The 18,436-nt window shown below is 45.1% G+C and carries 19 protein-coding genes and 1 pseudogene; 11 read left to right on the top strand and 9 right to left on the bottom strand.

The genetic code is table 11. From position 1 onward, the window contains the following. Positions 1-174: 174 nt before the first annotated feature. A complete protein-coding gene (locus JMX92_RS02320) occupies positions 175-609 on the top strand; it encodes a DoxX family protein (RefSeq protein ID WP_011960112.1) in 435 nt (144 codons plus the stop codon). A gap of 62 nt (positions 610-671) precedes the next feature. On the opposite strand, the gene JMX92_RS02315 is transcribed toward JMX92_RS02320, so the two are convergent. After that, positions 672-1,493: an HAD family hydrolase gene (locus JMX92_RS02315; RefSeq protein ID WP_201543693.1), complete on the bottom strand. Its 822-nt coding sequence runs from the start codon at positions 1,491-1,493 to the stop codon at positions 672-674. Between the two features lie 330 nt (positions 1,494-1,823). Here JMX92_RS02315 and JMX92_RS02310 point away from each other — a divergent pair, with 330 nt between their 5' ends. From JMX92_RS02310 to JMX92_RS02290, 5 genes are all read left to right on the top strand, one after another. Further along, positions 1,824-2,111, top strand: a complete 288-nt coding sequence (locus tag JMX92_RS02310; protein WP_201543691.1) for a hypothetical protein — start codon at positions 1,824-1,826, stop codon at positions 2,109-2,111. A gap of 145 nt (positions 2,112-2,256) precedes the next feature. Next, positions 2,257-2,679: a tetratricopeptide repeat protein gene (locus JMX92_RS02305; RefSeq protein WP_201543689.1), complete on the top strand. Its 423-nt coding sequence runs from the start codon at positions 2,257-2,259 to the stop codon at positions 2,677-2,679. Between the two features lie 25 nt (positions 2,680-2,704). Then, a complete protein-coding gene (gene cobT, locus JMX92_RS02300) occupies positions 2,705-3,814 on the top strand; it encodes a nicotinate-nucleotide--dimethylbenzimidazole phosphoribosyltransferase (RefSeq protein WP_201543687.1) in 1,110 nt (369 codons plus the stop codon). Between the two features lie 5 nt (positions 3,815-3,819). After that, positions 3,820-4,614 (top strand): adenosylcobinamide-GDP ribazoletransferase, encoded by a 795-nt coding sequence (cobS, locus tag JMX92_RS02295; protein ID WP_201543685.1) that lies wholly within the window; start codon positions 3,820-3,822, stop codon positions 4,612-4,614. Positions 4,615-4,625: 11 nt separating this feature from the next. Continuing rightward, complete coding sequence (locus JMX92_RS02290) at positions 4,626-5,240, top strand: histidine phosphatase family protein (RefSeq protein ID WP_201543683.1); 615 nt, start codon at positions 4,626-4,628, stop codon at positions 5,238-5,240. 92 nt (positions 5,241-5,332) lie between these two features. Here the strand turns inward: JMX92_RS02290 and JMX92_RS02285 are convergent. Next, positions 5,333-5,860 (bottom strand): annotated as a pseudogene (locus JMX92_RS02285) (HPP family protein); the annotation flags it as partial. A gap of 456 nt (positions 5,861-6,316) precedes the next feature. Between JMX92_RS02285 and JMX92_RS02280 the strand changes: the two are divergent. Further along, the gene (locus JMX92_RS02280; protein WP_201543681.1) at positions 6,317-6,907 is read left to right on the top strand and encodes a YhgN family NAAT transporter; all 591 of its coding nucleotides are present in this window, start codon (positions 6,317-6,319) and stop codon (positions 6,905-6,907) included. A gap of 77 nt (positions 6,908-6,984) precedes the next feature. On the opposite strand, the gene hutI is transcribed toward JMX92_RS02280, so the two are convergent. The 5 genes from hutI to hutU all read right to left on the bottom strand — a co-directional run bounded on the left by hutI (position 6,985) and on the right by hutU (position 14,577). Next, positions 6,985-8,325, bottom strand: coding sequence for an imidazolonepropionase (hutI, locus tag JMX92_RS02275; RefSeq protein WP_201543679.1), 1,341 nt, complete (start codon positions 8,323-8,325; stop codon positions 6,985-6,987). 40 nt (positions 8,326-8,365) lie between these two features. Then, positions 8,366-9,442, bottom strand: a complete 1,077-nt coding sequence (gene hutG / locus JMX92_RS02270; protein ID WP_201543678.1) for a formimidoylglutamase — start codon at positions 9,440-9,442, stop codon at positions 8,366-8,368. Positions 9,443-9,497: 55 nt separating this feature from the next. Beyond that, positions 9,498-11,057, bottom strand: a complete 1,560-nt coding sequence (gene hutH, locus JMX92_RS02265; RefSeq protein WP_201543677.1) for a histidine ammonia-lyase — start codon at positions 11,055-11,057, stop codon at positions 9,498-9,500. Positions 11,058-11,220: 163 nt separating this feature from the next. Next, positions 11,221-12,612, bottom strand: coding sequence for a YjiH family protein (locus JMX92_RS02260; RefSeq protein WP_201543676.1), 1,392 nt, complete (start codon positions 12,610-12,612; stop codon positions 11,221-11,223). 243 nt (positions 12,613-12,855) lie between these two features. After that, on the bottom strand, positions 12,856-14,577 hold the full coding sequence (hutU, locus tag JMX92_RS02255; protein WP_201543675.1) for a urocanate hydratase: 1,722 nt from the start codon (positions 14,575-14,577) through the stop codon (positions 12,856-12,858). 247 nt (positions 14,578-14,824) lie between these two features. Between hutU and JMX92_RS02250 the strand changes: the two genes are divergently transcribed. From JMX92_RS02250 to JMX92_RS02235, 4 genes are all read left to right on the top strand, one after another. Then, entirely contained in the window at positions 14,825-15,616 is a 792-nt protein-coding gene (locus JMX92_RS02250; protein ID WP_049750986.1) for a UTRA domain-containing protein, read from the top strand. 318 nt (positions 15,617-15,934) lie between these two features. Continuing rightward, complete coding sequence (locus JMX92_RS02245) at positions 15,935-16,336, top strand: ArsR/SmtB family transcription factor (RefSeq protein WP_265089762.1); 402 nt, start codon at positions 15,935-15,937, stop codon at positions 16,334-16,336. Positions 16,337-16,432: 96 nt separating this feature from the next. Continuing rightward, positions 16,433-16,861: a YeeE/YedE family protein gene (locus tag JMX92_RS02240; protein WP_201543674.1), complete on the top strand. Its 429-nt coding sequence runs from the start codon at positions 16,433-16,435 to the stop codon at positions 16,859-16,861. A 56-nt stretch (positions 16,862-16,917) separates the two neighbouring features. Then, positions 16,918-17,367: a DUF6691 family protein gene (locus JMX92_RS02235; protein WP_201543673.1), complete on the top strand. Its 450-nt coding sequence runs from the start codon at positions 16,918-16,920 to the stop codon at positions 17,365-17,367. A 154-nt stretch (positions 17,368-17,521) separates the two neighbouring features. Here JMX92_RS02235 and JMX92_RS02230 read toward each other — a convergent pair whose 3' ends face one another. Together JMX92_RS02230 and JMX92_RS02225 are read right to left on the bottom strand one after the other, a co-directional pair. Further along, the gene (locus JMX92_RS02230; protein ID WP_201543671.1) at positions 17,522-18,019 is read right to left on the bottom strand and encodes a GNAT family N-acetyltransferase; all 498 of its coding nucleotides are present in this window, start codon (positions 18,017-18,019) and stop codon (positions 17,522-17,524) included. Between the two features lie 3 nt (positions 18,020-18,022). Beyond that, on the bottom strand, positions 18,023-18,280 hold the full coding sequence (locus JMX92_RS02225; RefSeq protein ID WP_201543669.1) for a hypothetical protein: 258 nt from the start codon (positions 18,278-18,280) through the stop codon (positions 18,023-18,025). Positions 18,281-18,436: the final 156 nt, after the last annotated feature.

The raw sequence follows: 18,436 nt of genomic DNA, 5'->3' as shown, positions 1-18,436 counted from the left end.
AGGCTAAGTGTCGTTCAGATTTTTTGGGCCAAGCGCCCAATAATCAAAGATCTTTAAGCATAACGATGCAGTAGGATGTCTTGAGCTTTTGATGATGGTTTTGTCTAGTCATCAAAGCGCACCACAGAGTACTTAATGTTAATCATGATAAGAAAACAGTTTAAGGAGCGGTCTATGAGAGTGTACTTTAGTCCTATGAGTCGTTTTGAGCCTTATGTATTAGCCGTCTTACGCATTGTCACCGCGTATGCTTATTTATTAAACGGCACAACTAAGCTATTTGGTATTCCCATGAGTGAGCACCCCATGCCTGAGGTGTTCTCATTTATGTGGACAGGCAGTGTGCTTGAAGTGGTGTTGGGTGTGATGTTATTAATCGGTTTTCAGACCAGATTGGCGGCGTTTATCAGCTCGGGTATGATGGCTGTTGCTTATTTTGGCTTTCATGCCCAAGTAGATAACTTCTGGTTGCCGCTGAATAATGAAGGGGAAGCGGCCGTTTTATATTGCTTTATTTTCTTATATCTATGGGTGCGAGGCTCGGGTGCTTGGGCGGTGGATAAAGAGACTTATTTGCCAGCAACGCACACGGATACGCGCCGCCACTAAGCTTAGCGTATGAATGACCCTAAGGACTAATGGCTTGTAACATACCGCACATCACACCACTTTTAGTCTAAAAGGTGGCGTACTGCTGCCTGTATTCCATACTCTTCAATGGTGCCTGTCACCCAGTCTGCCCTTTGTTTAAGTGCAGGCTGGGCATCTCCCATGGCCACACCAAAACCCACCACATCGAACATCTCTAAGTCATTAAAACCATCTCCAATGGCCATTGCTTCACTAACATCAATACCAAAGTAATGGCAAACGTCCCGAACCCCGCGCTCTTTTGAAGCTTCAATCGGCAAAATATCACCGCCAATTTTATGCCAGTGCACCAGCTTTAATCCAAACTCTGCGAAATCCACGTGTTGCATTTTGTCTTTTTTGCTTTCAAAAAAAACCGAGCATTGATAGACCGGATGCGTTTTGTAATAGTCAGGGTCAATGATTGAGCTGGGATTATTGGGAATAAAAGCCCGTATATTCTCGTTATCATTGGCCCAAGCCAAGTGGGTCGCTGAATCAAATTTGTGAATAAGATGGTCTTGGCGACACAATTTATCGATATTACTGGCCTGCTCAAGTGTGAGTGGATAATGACTGATGATGCCGTGCTTATCAAAGCTGTATTGACCATTGGTACAGACAATGGCGTCAAAAATATGTGATTCAAACAGTGCCATAATATCTTTGGGAATGATGGACTTTGAGCGGCCGGTGGCGATGACTAACTTAATATCTGTTTTGGCAAGATCTTCTAAAGTGGCTTTGTTGTGCGGCGCGATGCTGCCATTGCGGCTTAAGGTATCGTCAATATCAAAGAATATAATCTTTGGGATAAATATAGGCTGAGTGGGCGTTACGTCGGTTGCCAAAATTTGAGTCATGACGGTCCTATTTTTGAGTTATCTATTTTATCAGGTATCTGTATTTTTACGAATTTACGAACATGGCGGTATCAATTTGTTGTCTATTCTGGTGAGCAAGCCACCGAGCAACAACTTATTGTACTTAAGTATACGCAAGTATAGACACAGTAATTTTTCATAGCAACCATATAGAGAAATAGAGGATTGAACAGCAGAGGATTGCAAATCAAAGGCTGATGACGGGCTTTTGTACAGTCAAGGTTATAGACAATTTTTGTAGATGATTTTAAACTTATTTGTGTTTCATCTAAAATATACACGGTAAAAATCATTTATTTGGAGAAGTAGATGCCCGCTTTCGCTTTGGTTTGTGTTGTCATAGGTTTTATTATTCTATGGTTTTATGGTATTCAGCTTATCATTATCGCGTTTAGAGAGTCGATAGCGTGGGGCCTGATGTATTTATTTGTGCCTTTTGCTAACCTTTATTATGTGACTAGCCGCTGGGATAAATGTAAGTCTCCTTTTTTAAAGTCGCTGTTGGCCTTGCCTTTTATTATCCTAGGTTTTTATTGGCTCAATACCAGTATAGCTGGCCCAGGCTATGAAATGATTGACGGTCTAACTCAGCTCTAAGCGCTTAAAGTGGTGACAACCTCAGTGGCTCGCCTGTATATAAGGTATAATCAATAACACACTCATTTTTAGCAAGTTTTTAGCCAATGGCTTGCCGCTGCAAGGGCGGCTATTGAGCGTTATTCATCCCCACTAAGGCCCATTTATGATTAATACAAAAATATATCGCGCAATTTATAATTTAGCTGAAGACTTATTAGAGGCCGATAGCAAAAACGATCAAGCCCGCTTTGATAAGCTGTATGCTGATCTTAAAGCCATTTGTGACGACAATGAAAATAGCGATAAAGACCATCCGGAGCAGTGGGAAACGTTGGCGGACTTTACCGCCGATCTGGATCAGGCATTGGTCATCTATGACAAAGCCTTGGCCAAAGCCACTGCCATTAATTCCAAAGATCATATGTCCTCCATCGCTTTTTCGATGGCAGAGCTGCAGTTAGAATTGGGTCAGACTGAGGCGGCCATTAAGAGTCTAAAGCAGGCCAAAATTACGGCCAATAAAATCGAAGACAAAGAATTTAAGCAAGAGATTGATACGCTGCTGACCAAGTTGTTAACTCATTAATTTGTTAGATTGATAAGGATGTACCTTGGACTGCTTAAACTTCCCCGCTATTGCTAATATCGATAATCCTCAATTGGCAGCTGATCTACAGCAGCTTCTGGATAACAAAACCAAGCCACTTGGTGCACTGGGCCGGCTAGAAACGCTAGCGCTAAAAATCGGGCTTATCCAAGGGACAACGCAGCCAAAGATTGTTAGCCCGCACATTCGAGTGTTCGCCGCTGATCATGGGTTAACCAAACATGGTACCTCGGCTTTCCCTAGTGAGGTAACGGCGCAAATGGTGCTCAATTTCTTAAAAGGGGGCGCGGCAATTAATGTGCTGGCTCGTCAGCATAATATTGAGCTCAAGGTGGTCGATGCGGGCGTGGCCACTGACTTTGCTGAATATGGGGTAGACCATCATCCGCAGCTTTTGGATTACAAAGTGCGCCTGGGGAGCCGTGATGCGCTCACTGAACCGGCCATGAATAGTGAAGAATGTATCGAAGCGCTTAAGGCAGGTATGCAGGTTGCCAAGTCTCTAAAAGGTAATCTGTTTATTGCAGGTGAGATGGGTATCGGTAATACCTCAGCGGCAAGCTTACTGCTCGCCAAGTTAGAAGATATACCTATTGCCCAGTGTGTTGGCCGTGGTACGGGACTTGATGATGCTGGCTTACAGCACAAAGTTGACGTGCTAAGCCAAGTATTGCAGCGTTATGAGCACGTGATCACGCCACTTGAAGTGTTGGCGGCTGTGGGCGGGCTTGAGATTGCCATGATGGCCGGCGCCTTTATCCAAGCGGCCAGTGACCGACGTATTTTATTAATAGATGGTTTTATTGCCAGCAGTGCGCTACTGGTCGCAGAGCGTTTGGTACCCGGTGTGGCCCAATTTGCGATATTTGCCCATCAGTCGGTAGAGCCTGGCCACAGCAGGATGTTGGCGGCGCTAGATGCTGAGCCCCTACTGGGCTTTGAGTTGCGATTGGGCGAGGGCAGTGGTGCGGCGCTGGCGTATCATTTATTGCAATCAGCGTGCGCCATTATCAATGAGATGGCAAGCTTTAGTGATGCGGGGATTAGCACGCAAAGTGAGCCAGGTTCACAAGCCAATATAGCCGCAGTTGTGGCCACTAGTGATGGGCAATAACGCCAATGTCTGTTAAGCACGAGTGGCGCTTATTACAGGTTGCTACTCAGTTTTTGACCCGCATTCCTGTAAAAATGGATGATTATCAGCCTGACTGGTTACATCAAAGCAGCCGTCATTTTTCGGGTGTCGGGCTATTGGTGGGCATACTTTGCGCCGCTGTGTTTTGGGCAGTGAGCTTGGGGTTTCCCTCTTTGGTAGCAGCCATCGCCAGTACCACCTTTGGCATTAAACTGACGGGCGCTTTTCATGAAGATGGGCTGGCGGATACTTGTGATGGGCTTGGCGGCGGGCTTACTCGAGAACGCACCTTAACCATTATGAAAGACTCTCGTCTTGGTACTTATGGCACCCTAGGCTTGGTGTGTGCTTTGTTATTAAAAGTGAGTCTGCTTGCGGCAATGCCGATTATGACAGCCGTGGTGGCTTTGATTGTCGCCCACAGTGCCTCGCGCCTGTTGTGCACCTCGCTGATAGTGCTGCTGCCTTATGGCGGTGAAATAGAGCATGCCAAGGCCAAGCCCATGGCGCAGCAAATGACATTTAGGCAGTGGCTGGCAAGTGCACTGTGGCTGATACTTATTGGTCTGCTACTGCCTTTGTTGCTGCCACAAGCTATGCACAGTATCAGCTTAAAGCAATGGGTGCTGGCATTCATATTTGCCCTACTTGGGGTGACCCATATGTACCGTTTGCTTAAAAGACGCTTGCAAGGCTATACCGGTGATGGCTTAGGAGCCACTCAGCAAATCACTGAGATTGCTATTTATGCTGGTCTAGCGGCCAATTTTACCGGATAGATGTTTCTCTTATGCAATTATACATCTGGCGCCATCCTAAACCAAAGCAGGTGCAAGGGCTGTGCTTTGGTCAACATGAGGTTATGGTTGATAGGCGCAAATTAAAACGACTGGCGCATCAAATTCTGCGCTTTGTTAGAGTCAATCAATTGCCTAAGCGAATTTGGGTGAGCCCCTTACAGCGCTCCAAGCAAGTGGGTGAGTATTTAGCAGCACAAGGCTTTGAATGTCACGTCGATGCTCAACTGCTCGAGACCCATTTTGGTGCTTGGGAAGGTAGGCTTTGGTCAGACATTAGCAAAGATGAGATTGATCAGTGGTGTGAGCATTTTGCGGATTTTATACCCCCAGGCGGTGAGAGCCTACGCCAGTTATTTGAGCGAGTGGCGGCTTGGATTGAGCAGCAAAAGCAGACCCAAACTGAGCTGAATATTGATGCTGCTACTACTCATGCTAAGCTTAATGTCACGCACCAGACAGTCTTGCATCAGGCAGTCTTAGTCGTGGGGCATGCTGGCTGGATTAGTAGCGCAAAATTTATTCAACAAGGTCAACAGCCGCCTACTCAAGCAGCACACTGGCCGCGGTCTGTCGGTCACGGCCAATTGAGCTGTTTTAAGTTTTAACCTTGACGGCGCATTTGAGGTTGTGGGTTTTGTGCCTCAATTTGCTCTTCGATAAAGTGAGTGTCTGCATGATGCTCAATGTGATGTTCAATGCGGGTTTTTACTAAGGCAAACCAGTAAGCCGGCCATTTTTGATTGGGTTTGATATTGTTCACAATCAGAGCCACGACAATGAGCGCTACAGAGCCTGCCAAGACGGGCATGATCAAAAAGCCCCAGTCATAATGCGTGGTTTGCGCGGTCAATAGCACCACTAAGGTGGTGGCGCCAGCAGGGGGATGGATGCATTTAAAATAGTGCATCAATGAGATCGATAAGCCAACGGCGAAGGCGATGGCAAAGATAGAGGTGCCAATATATTTTAAGAATACCAATCCCACAAAGGCTGCAATCAAATGACCAAATATGACGTTACGCGGCTTGGCCAAAGGGGAGTGAGAGACAGCAAAGAGTAAGACGCAGGTGGCACCAAAGGGGGCCATAATCATTAGGTTGCCGGTATATTGGGTAAGTAACAATAGGATTAAAATCCCTAAGGTGCCGCCTATTAATGAGCGTAATAAATCTATGGCACTGGCATTTTCAGGTAGTTTTTCGGCCCTATCAAATAAAAAATGCATACACACCCCTAAAACAAACATCATGCGCTAAGCTTTTAATTAAAACGCTTTCAAATTGAAATACTTTCAGATTAAAAAATTTCATCGTAATAGGTATAACCTGAAATATTTTTAACTGGGTGGCAAATATTAGCACAACACATCAAGGCGCAGTAGATGGATAAATATGCCTTAATGGGAGCATAAAAGTCACTTATGGAATAATAATGGACACACAGGCAGCATAGCGCTGCTTTTTTTTGTTATTATTTCAGCCTGAAAATGGGTATAAAAATAGGGCAGATAGCTGCGTGCATGGCTCAAAATATTGAGATTTTTATTGGCTTATGAGGATATGTGTTTTATCCAAAAGCCGAAGCGCGACTATCTATTTAATACCTAAACAAGCAACAGCGGTCTTAGATTAAGGTCTAAGACCGCTGTTTTTGCCGGTTATAAAGAACACTAAGGAGCAGTATGGAGATTTACGCCACCGCACTAACTTTGTTTTTGATTATGGATCCATTGGGGAATATTCCCATTTTCTTATCGGTACTTGATAAGGTGCCAGAGCAAAGGCGCAGATTTATTATTATCAGAGAGCTACTGATAGCCTTAGTGCTTATGATCCTGTTTTTATTTGCAGGTGGCAGTATTCTACATACCTTGGGGCTTAGTACTGAAGCGGTTGCTATTGGTGGCGGTTTGGTGATGATGATTATCGCCATTCGTATGATTTTTCCGAACCGTGGTTCAGTCATGGGCGATAAAGATGACGTAGACGGTGAGCCATTTATTGTGCCTTTGGCCATTCCCTTAATTGCTGGGCCTTCTATTTTGGCCACGCTGATTTTATTGACTGAAAAAAACCCAGAGAGTATCCCGAAGGCGTTAGTGGCCCTACTTTTGGCGTGGTTTGTCTCGGCAGTTATCTTGTTCTTTTCAACCAAGCTGTACAAAGTGCTGGGTAATCGTGGTCTAAAAGCCATTGAGCGCTTGATGGGGATGATTCTAATCTCAATTTCGGTACAAATGCTGTTAAACGGTTTTTCTTCGTTTATGAGCTAACTGATCATATAGATACAAAAAAGCGCGCCTCATTGAGTGGAGCGCTTTTTTTGGCGCTAAATAATAAAGGGCCGTTATTAGCGGCGCCATTGACCGCCTACCATCACACCCTCTATTGGGTTTAACCCCATTTGATAGGCTAAATCTGCTGGGCGCTCGATATCCCATAAGGTTAAGTCGGCATCTAGACCGATTTCAATCCGGCCTTTGTTGTCTAAACCTAAGGCCTTAGCAGCATGCGTAGTAATCCCTGCTAATGCTTGCTCGGGAGTCATAGCAAACAAGGTACAGCCCATGTTAAGCGTCATGAGTAGCGACGTTAACGGGGAAGTCCCTGGGTTACAGTCTGTGGAGAGTGCAATTGCCACATTGTGCTTATATAGCGCCTGCATAGGCGGCAGCTGGGTTTCTTTTAGGGTATAAAACGCACCAGGTAGCAGCACTGCCACTACGTCATGCTCGGCCATCTTCTGTACATTTTGTTCAGATAAATACTCAAGATGGTCGGACGATAAGCCATTATACTCAGCAACCAAGCCGCTACCGCCCATATCGCTGAGCTGCTCAGCATGTAATTTAACCGGTAGGTTTAACGATTTGGCCACATCAAATACTTTAGCCATTTGCTCAGTGGTAAAGCCGATATTCTCAACAAAACCATCGACCGCATCGATTAAGCCCTCGTTATGCAAAATAGGCAGCCACTCACACACCGCATCAATGTACTTATCAGAGCCGTTTTCTTTGTCTTTATACTCAGTCGGTAAGGCATGGGCAGCAAGATAGGTGGTCTTGACTGTAATGTTGTAGTCTTTACCTAATTGACGAGCCACTTGCAGCATTTTGCGCTCAGTGTCCAAATCAAGGCCATAGCCTGATTTAATTTCAATCGTGGTCACACCCTCAGCAAGCAGTGCTTGCAAGCGGCGCTCAGTTTGGGCATACAAGGTATCAAAGTCTGCCTCACGAGTGGCGGTGACGGTCGCCACAATACCGCCGCCATTGTCAGCGATTTGTTTGTAGCTGACACCTTGCAGACGTGCTTCAAATTCATTGCTGCGGTTGCCGCCATATACCAGATGCGTATGACAGTCGATAAGACCAGGCAATAACCATTGGCGATTGGCATAAATGATTTTGTCATCAGCATCGGCTTGCATGATGGCTTGATGATAAGCTGCGCTGTTTAAGGCACTTTGACTGTCACCAATCCAGCTGATTTTGCCCTCTTTAATCGTCAACGCACCATCTATGATCTGACCATAAGGGCTGTGCGGTTTTGATGACTCTGATGGCTCAGCGTTGGCCACTGCCAATGCTCTATCAAAACCATACTGCTCCGAAAACGTGGCAATATTGGCATGTAAAATCAGGGTGTCAAAATCTTCTGGAAAATCTTTAATCATTGAGGATGTCATGTGAGACTCCAAATGGATAAATGGGTTTGTATACGACTTATTAAGCGGCAGGCAATAACAAATGATGTTGAATCATCAGCGCCAACAGACGTGCTGTTACTTTACAGCTGCGAGCATCAATGTCATAAGTGGGGTTTATTTCGGCAAAATCAGCCATTTTTACTTTACCGCTTGCAAATATCACCTCAAGGCAGCGTTCGGCAAAGTCAAGAGAGATGCCTTTGGCCGCAGGGGCGCTGACACCAGGCACCACGCTGGCAGGAAAGGCATCCATATCAATGGTGACATATAGCATATCTACTTGATCGATAAACTGCTTAAGCTGCTTATCAATTGTCTCCCAGCTGTCTCGTGCACAGGTGTCATCGCTAATAATGGTGACGCCAAGCTCATCGGCTCTGTCAAATAAAGCCGCGGTATTAGAAAACTGACTAATACCAATAGCGCAGTAATAAAAGGGCTGTCCGTGTGTTTGATTGTGCTCGGCGATTTGGCGAAACGGTGTACCAGAGGTGCCTTTTGGTGCATTGCGAATATCTAAATGGGCATCAAAGTTAATAATACCAATCTTAGGGTTATTTGACTCAGACTGACCATTTAATGCCTGCCATAATCCCATATAACTGGCATAAGCAATGGCGTGCCCACCGCCTAAACCTATGGCTAGGCTACCTTGATTAATAATATCTGTTACTTGTTGGCTGTACAGGGCTTGAGTTTGCTCAAGCACCTCAGGCATTAAGCTGTCGTTATCTTGACAGACAATGTCACCAGCATCAGCCAGTAATGTGCCATAGTCAACCTTGCTAAATTTGTCTTGCAGCACAGGCGTGATAGGCAGCTTAGCAAAGGCTTGACGAATGGCAGGCGGTGCATGGCGAGCACCGACACGGCCTAAATTACGGCGCACACCTTGATCACAAGCAAAACCGACTAAGGTGACCTTTGAGTGATGCTCACTCTTATCGGCTGCTTGACTGGGAGCCACGACTTGATACCAGTATAGTGCCCGCTGTGATTCGTCTGGCTCAGCACGTCCGGTCCATAGGCTGGCATCAAAAGGTATATGCTCGGCACCAAGCTTAACATCATCAGTGCTAGGGTATGAGGTCGACATAATCAGTACTCTCAAAAGTCAGTATAAGGGTTAAAGCAGTGGTTGCTAATACGCTTTAGTCTTGCAAAAACCAGTCGGTTCGCAGCTCAGACCAGTGCTCATTGAGCGCAGCAGACAACACCAGTTGTTTGGCCGCTTCGATATCAGGGGCAAGATAGCGGTCTTTGTCGTAGAAGCTTACTTTTTCACGTAGTAGAGCATGTGCTTTGGTCAACAGCTTAGAGGTTTGCAGTCCTTTATGAAAATCAATCCCTTGTCCGGCGGCCAACAGCTCGATGCCGACAATGGTTGCGGTATTTTGTGCCATGTCATATAGACGGCGACCAGCAAAAGTGGCCATAGACACATGGTCCTCTTGGTTGGCAGAGGTCGGAATGCTGTCGACGCTGGCAGGATGGGCCAAAGATTTATTTTCTGACGCTAAGGCAGCAGCGGTCACATGCGCAATCATAAAGCCTGAGTTGACGCCTGGGTTATCGACCAAGAAGGGCAGCAGGCCGCCATTTAAGGTGGCATCGATTAACAGGGCCACACGGCGCTCTGACATCGAGCCAATTTCAGCAATGGCAAGCGCCAAAGTATCTGCGGCAAAAGCAACTGGCTCGGCGTGGAAGTTACCGCCTGAAATGGCAACTGGTCCATCTTCATTTCTAAAGATTAGCGGGTTATCGGTGACCGCATTGGCCTCAATCAGCAAGGTATGGCCGGCCTGATTTATGATATCTAGGCAGGCACCCACTACTTGTGGCTGACAGCGTAGGCAGTAGGGGTCTTGTACACGGTCGTCATTTTCGGTATGTGAGGCACGAATTTCACTGCCAGCGATTAAGCGGCGGTGTGCTTTGGCAACTTGGATTTGGCCGTGATGGCCACGTACCTCATGGATACGGGCATCAAAGGGTGAGTCCGAACCACGCGCCGCATCAACCGATAATGCCCCAACCACAGTGGCTGTAGCGACCAGATCACGGGCCAAGAAATAACCACGTAAGGTCAGCGCAGTCGATACTTGGGTGCCGTTGATTAGGGCCAAGCCCTCTTTGGCTGCTAACGTGACAGGTTCAAGACCTGCTTGTGCCAGTGCGTCTTTGGCAGACATCTCTTGGCCATTGATATAACAGGTTCCTTGACCAAGCAGGGTCAAAGTCATGTGCGATAACGGCGCTAGATCGCCTGACGCGCCCACTGAGCCTTTAGCAGGAATGTGCGGAATAATATCGTGATTGATCAGCCCGATTAAGCCATCAATCACCTCACGGCGCACGCCAGAGAAGCCTTGGGCAAGGCTGGCCACTTTCATGACCATAATCAGACGTACCACACCGTCTTCTAAGCGCTCACCGGTGCCAACAGAGTGCGACACAATCAAGTTGTATTGCAATAAGCCCAATTGATCATCACTGATACGCGTCTTCGCCAGCAGTCCAAAGCCGGTATTGATACCATAAGCACTCTTGTCACGGGCAATGATTTCTTTGACGCAATCATGCGAGGCATCTATGTCTTTGTATGCACTGTCATCAAGACTGACTTGTACCGGTGAATCATAAACCTGGCGCAGCTGAGCGAAGGTAAGCTTGCGCGGGGTGAGGCTTAGGGTTTGAGTGGAGGGCATGAGAAAATCCTTTATAAATTGTTATCGCTTGGCATTAATACCAAGCTTTATTTTTTATTTATTTTGCAAGACAAATTAGTTTTAGGCCATCCAAATACAAGGAGTTGGCCTAAATTACGCAGGGAAGCTTAGCGCATTATGGTCATGCATGCTGTGTTACAGTTTAAGCTATCCATCCGGCAGCAATAGCAATATGAGCAAAGGCAGCAGCCAATAAGATGCTTAAAATAGTTCGCTGAAGCCAAATGATGAGCATTTTGGGGATAGATAACGGAATTTTTGTCGCCAATATACAAGGAATCATCGCCGAAAAGAACAACACACTACTAATAGAGACCACACCGGCAACGTAGCGGGTTATCATATCTGTCTCGCTAAGTAGTAATGCCGGTAAGAACATTTCAGCTAAGCCGGCTGATATGCCTTTGGCCGCAAGCAAAGGATCAGGCAAACCACCAACCAAAGTAAATGGATACAACAATAAGCCTAATACCTCAAAGACTGGAGTATATTTATCTAATAGTAAGCCGGCTAATCCCACAGCAATAATAGAGGGGACAATAGCGGCGGCCATCTCTAAGCCATCTTTAAAGTTTGACCAAAATATCTTGGGGATATTGCTTGAGCGTCTTGAGGTTTGAATGCCTAATTCAAGGGCTGCACTTAAGCGGTTTTCCTTAATATCTACGACAGCTTGCGTCGAAGGGTCAGCATCATCATTACGCTCTTGGCTAATGGGTGGAATACGGGCGGTAATGGCAGTGACTATGAAGGTAATGACCAAGGTAGACCAAAAAAATAGGTTCCAAAGCTCCATTAAGCCTAAGGTTTTGGCCACAATTACCATAAATGCTGCTGATACGGTTGAAAAGCCGGTGGCAATGATAATGGCTTCACGAGTAGAGTAGTGGCCTTGAAGATAGACGCGGTTAGTGATCAGAAGACCAATTGAGTAGCTGCCCACAAAGGAGGCAACAGCATCAATAGCAGAGGTTCCTGGGGTACGCCAAATGGGCTTCATAATCGGCTGCATTAACACCCCAATCATCTCAAGCAAACCAAAGCCAATCAGTGAGGCTAAAATAAGAGCCCCAATAGGTACAATCATACCCACAGGTAACGCCAACTTCTCAAACAAGAAGGGCATCATGTCTTTTTCCATAATGACATCGGGCGCCATACCCAGTACATACAAGCTGCCTAATATTAATCCAGCAATCTTTGCAGCGCTTAAGATAGCATGTGTCAAGTTTTCCTTATATTTACCAGTGACAATAGGCTTGATGGCGCCATAAGCCATGAGTAAAAATAATAATGCGACTGCGACAGCGTGTAAGTCATTGACCAAATACGAGGCGGCATGATCAAACAAAATGGTGCTTTTATCATTAATAGTAAATGGAATAAAAAACGTAGTAATACCAATAATACTAAAAACAATCAGCTGCAGGATGCCCCTTGACCGAGATAAAATTGGGTCGTCACTGATTAACGAGCCTGGCTGTAATTCTTGCTGATCTACGGTAAACATTTCAACGTTTTTATCGACTTCCATGATGACAAATCCTTGTCTGTAGCAATAAGTTAAAAATTGTTAGACTCACTGGTTGATAAGAAGCTGTTGGTTAGCAGCTTAGCGGCGTAATAACAGACGCTAACCAGAAAGCTTGTTTGCTTAATTTGCATACTTAGTTTTGTATACAGAGGTTTGTATAATTTGTATAAATGGTCGCTTAACTTGCCTATGTCTATAGACAAATTAAGCTTAGAGTATGAAGGCATAGGTCGATAAAAATAGTTATTTAATCATTGGTAGCTTTAAGCCGTAGTCCTTGGCAGTTTTGATGGCAAGCTCATAGCCGGCATCTGCATGACGCATGACACCTGAGCCGCAATCATTGACCAAGACGCGTGCCAGACGTTTGGCAGCGGCATCAGTACCATCAGCAACAATCACCATGCCAGAGTGCTGTGAGTAACCCATACCCACACCGCCACCATGATGTAGTGATACCCAAGTAGCGCCGCCAGCCACGTTTAGCATACCGTTAAGTAGCGCCCAGTCTGATACCGCATCACTGCCATCTTTCATGCTTTCTGTCTCACGGTTTGGACTGGCCACAGAGCCGGTATCTAAGTGGTCACGGCCAATGACGATGGGGCCTTTTAACTCACCGTTTTTGACCATCTCATTAAAGGCAAGGCCGGCTTTATCACGCTCACCTAAGCCAAGCCAGCAAATACGGGCGGGCAGGCCTTGGAACTTAATACGCTCATTGGCCATATCTAACCAGTTATGCACGTGTTTGTTCTCTGGGAACAGCTCTTTGATTTTTTGATCTGTTTTGTAGATGTCTTCTGGGTCACCAGATAAGGCTACCCAGCGAAAAGGTCCCTTACCTTGACAGAATAACGGACGCACATACGCAGGTACGAAGCCTGGGAAGTTAAAGGCATCTTTGACGCCCTCATCAAAGGCAACTTGGCGAATATTGTTGCCGTAGTCGGTCGCAGGGATACCCATTTGTTGGAAATCAAGTATGGCCTGCACATGAATTGCACAAGACTCTGCTGCTGCTTTGGCCAATCTTGGGTGCTGCGTGTCATCGGCTGCAGCCGCTTTCCATTCCTCTACTGTCCAGCCTGCTGGCAAGTAACCATTAATTAAATCATGTGCTGAGGTTTGGTCAGTCACTAGGTCTGGCTTAATCTCGCCATCTTTAGCACGTTTTACCATCTCAGGTAGGATTTCGGCAGCGTTACCAAGTAATGCGATAGAAACTGCATCACCGGCTGCGGTGTGCTTTTTGATGAGCGCATAAGCGTCATCTAAATCTTTGGCCTGCATATCGACGTAGCCGGTACGCAGACGAAAATCAATGCTGGTTTGCTGACATTCGATGTTTAGAGATACTGCGCCAGCAAAAGTGGCTGCCAGTGGCTGAGCGCCGCCCATGCCGCCAAGACCTGCGGTCAAGATCCAGCGGCCTTTCCAGTTATCGGTGCTGGCCGTTTGTGCACCTGAGCCATAATGCTGACGACCGGCTTCAGCGAACGTCTCATAAGTGCCTTGGACAATACCTTGGGTGCCGATATAAATCCAGCTGCCTGCGGTCATCTGCCCGTACATCATCAAGTCTTTACGGTCAAGCTCATTGAAGTGCTCCCAAGTTGCCCATTTTGGCACAAGGTTTGAGTTGGCGATTAACACACGAGGCGCGTCTTCATGAGTTTGGAACACACCGACTGGTTTGCCGGATTGAACCAATAAGGTTTGATCATCTTCAAGCTGTTTTAGAGACTCTAGGATTTGATCGTAGCATTCCCAGTTACGTGCAGCGCGGCCAATACCGCCATATACCACCAAACTTTTTGGGTTTTCGGCAACATCGGGGTGCAAGTTGTTTTGAATCATGCGAAACGGTGCTTCGGTCAGCCAGCTTTTGCAGCTTAACGTTGATCCGGTAGGGGAGGCAATTTCACGGCTTTCATCAGTGCGGGTAAATTTATAGTCAGTCATGGTCAGTCCTTTGGTTCTGGAATAATAGATTTTAGATTTTGTATATACAAATTATCAGGAAGGAAAACAGGATGCAAGTTTTTTTTATGGCCAATTTAAGAGTGCCTTTATTTTTATAGTAAAATTTTTTATAACTAAGTTTGTTGTGATTGGCTAAATTGTATTATTATCGCTATATCAATGTTTATGGATGTTCACTCATTGTGATGAGTATTCTTTACTTTCCTTAATAAATAAGTCTTTTATCATGTCAAAAAAGAAAACAATGGTGCCAAAGTCTAATTCAAGAGCGAAGCCTGCCTATCAGCGTATTAAAGACAGCATTTTAAAAAATATTCATTCGGGAAAATGGCAGGCAGGAGAAGCCATTCCGACGGAACACGCTTTAGCAGATAAATTTTCTGTATCACGAATGACTGTCAATCGTGCGTTAAAGGAGCTTAGTGAGGAGCGAGTATTACATCGCAGGCAAGGTTCGGGGACCTTTGTGGCGCAGCAGCAATACAACCATACGGTGGTAGAAGTGCGCAATATCGCCGCTGATATTAAAGCCACAGGCAAGCAGTATAGTGCGCAAGTCATCAGTCAGCGCCGGGTCGCTGCCAGTGAAGTCAGTCCGCGAATCTTGGCATTATTAACCCAGCCGATGCTGGACATCTCTCCGACACCGACCACAGGTCTTGAGCGGCGAGAGGACACCGATCTTATTGATGAGGTAAAGCTGGTACATATCGCCAATGGTAAGCCGCTACAATACGAGGAGCGCTGGGTAGATGCCTCATTAGTGCCGCAATTTATCGAGCAAGACTTCAGTGTGGTCAATACCAGCGACTATCTGATACAGCAGGCCCCACTACAAGGGGGTAGCTATACCATTCGTGCGGTGGCGGCGCCCAAGCCGGTGGCTAAGGCTTTAGATTTGGCAGTGGGTGCCCCTGCATTATTGCTCAGTCGTCAGACTTTCTCAGCCGGCCGCGTGGTTACCTTTGTTAATATGTGGCATGCCGGTGACAGTTATCAGATCTCTGGCACCTTGTAGCGACTTTAGCGTTTGGCTTTGCTGACATTTATATCTGCCAGTATCAGCTCTTTTAAGCCAAAATAAGTAACGCTTCGGCTGACTTTAACCTTGTGGGTAATCGGGTTAAGGTCGGCCTTTTTTAGTCAAATAAAGCCGTTACTAACCTGTCTATTGGGTTGTAAAAAGCCTGAGGCATAAATAATTTAGCGATACATATAGTCAAAGAGCATATAGTTATGCAATAATAGTATATAAAATTATATAATATATTTCTGTGTAACCTGAGTGGGTTGTATATAATACTTCTTTGATTGGTCTACGAAGGAGATATTAACTGTGTCAAATGCAATCGAACATGAGGCATCCAAACAAGATGACCGTACCAACGTGCTTAACCTAGATACAGGCGAATTAGATACAAGCAAATTAGATATAGCAGCGCTCAAGGCTTCAGCGACCAAAGCCTCAGCCTTACTTAAGTCGTTATCGCATTCAGATCGCTTATTGTTGTTGTGTCAGTTGGTGGAATCAGAAGCTTGTGTGCGTGACTTAGAGCAGGCAACGGGTATTAAGCAGCCCAGTCTATCGCAGCAATTGGGTGTATTGCGTGATAATGGCTTGGTCAATACCCGCCGTGAGGGCAGGCAGATTTTTTATAGTATTGCCAGTGAGGATGCGCTGGCCGTCATGCAAGTCTTGTATCAGCGTTTTTGTGCTACTGATGGCGATACTAAATAAGCTTTAGGTCAATAGACGCTATGGCAGTCAGTTCAACATGAGCTCAAGTGCGATGACTGGTAATACAGTGCAATACAGATAATTAGGAGTGTGACAATGCACACGTGGATAGATATGGCAAACTTTACGCCGTGGAGTGCCTTAATTGGCAGTATTATGATTGGTCTGGCAGCGTCTATTCTGATTGTCGGTATTGGTAAAATCATGGGTATGAGCGGTATCTTAAAAAGCAGCCTAGTGAGCTTACCTCGCTTTAGCTGGCAGTTGATGTTTGTCATTGGGATGGCTATTACTACTTGGCTTTATAGCTTACTGATTGGATTCCCAGAGCTTGAGATGGGGCAACCGCTTTGGAAAATTATAGTGGCAGGATTATTGGTTGGCTTTGGTACACGGTTGGGCTCAGGCTGTACAAGCGGTCATGGTATTTGTGGTATTTCACGTCTGTCAGGTCGCTCAATCACCGCAACCGTTTTATTTTTATTTAGCGGTATTGTCACAGCCACTTTATTTGCAATGGTTTAGCCGAGTTTTTATAACCACTGTCAAATTTATCTGTATTTATGTATCGAGATAATAATATGAGCACATCAAATAAAACCAATCCAATGACGTTAATTATCAGCCTATTGTCGGGCGCTGTATTTACTGTCGGGCTTATCGTCTCTGGCATGGTTAATCCAGAAAAAGTATTGGGTTTCTTACGCCTATTTCATGGCTGGGATCCGTCACTCGGTCTGGTGATGGGTGGCGGTATTGCCGTTGCCATGCCGACTTTCTTTTATGTCAAATCACGTATCGCTAAAGGTGAGAGGGCGATAGACAAAGGCAATTTTGATTTACCCACGGCGACCAAGATTACGCCGCAATTGGCTATTGGTAGCCTTATCTTTGGTATCGGCTGGGGTATGCTTGGATTTTGTCCTGCGCCAGTATTGGTCACTGCATTTGCCGGCTACACAGAGTCGATGATTTTTGTGGTCGCGATGCTGGCAGGCTTTTGGTTACATGCAAAATTTATTAAAAGCTAGGTGTTAATCTGAATCTATAGGGGTTGGGTATTCCTAATTAAATGGTCATCTATTTTAATTAGTTGCATTGTATCAGTCTACTTTAGGTGGTCTATTATCTAACTATAGATGGCTCTTGGGTGGTTCTGATAGGGTATACTCAAAATAACAGATGTTAGAGTAATTTTACCATTCTAATATCTGTTATTTTGGTGTCCTCATATAGCTCTTCATCACATTGACCGTCAGACTCAAAACCAAATTTTTCATAGAAACTAATTGCAGATAGATTTGTCTTTAAAACCCATAAAGATAGACTAGAACAGCTATTACATTGAGAAGCATCGATTAGGGCTGAGTTCATTAACTTTGCACCTATCCCTAAATTTTGGTATTGCGGTAGAAGATACAGAGTAGTTATTTCACACTCGTGATCTTTCTTAAAGTAAGAAATAAACCCTACAGTAGTACTCTCAGCATCATATGCTATCCAGGTATTCACACCAGAGCTAGATAATACCTTTTCCCACATCTCCATTTTTTGAGATAAATTGTTTTCTTTGTCTCTATACGTTGCGGGTAAAAGGTTTGAATACGTAGCATTCCAACTTTCAAAGTGTATATGAGCGATGTCTGATACATCGTTTTGGTTTGCCTTCCGTATAAAAAACATGTATCACTCCATAGTTGAATATTGGGGTAATACCACAGCGTAGCAAAATGCATCATCTGAGGTTTCATCTGATTGGTACGCAGATAAGGAAATATCTTGGCTGTCAGGATAATGTTTTAAAATTAATTCGATTTTGTCAACAATGCAATCTTCTGAATCTGTCATTTTCCCGTTGTAGACAGCTGGTTTAAAGTCCTCACCTTCGTGTAACTTAATTTTGTACTTATTTTCTATTTCTAGTAGTTTTGAAAAAATACTCATATTTAATCCATGTCTTTAATATTATTTAGAGGTGTAATGGACAAAATTCATGCTAAAAAGTAGAAGTTAGTCGCTAATGGACACAATTCATGCTATTTGAGTGACTTTGACCCTAAAAAGTCTTTAATAAACCGCAACTTACGCTGCTCACTTAGA

It is taken from the genome of Psychrobacter sp. H7-1 (genome assembly GCF_904846585.1).
In the GTDB taxonomy this organism is placed as follows: Bacteria; Pseudomonadota; Gammaproteobacteria; order Pseudomonadales; family Moraxellaceae; genus Psychrobacter; species Psychrobacter raelei.
Note: the sequence above shows the minus strand (reverse complement) of the source record. Positions and strands in the feature narration are given on the sequence as shown.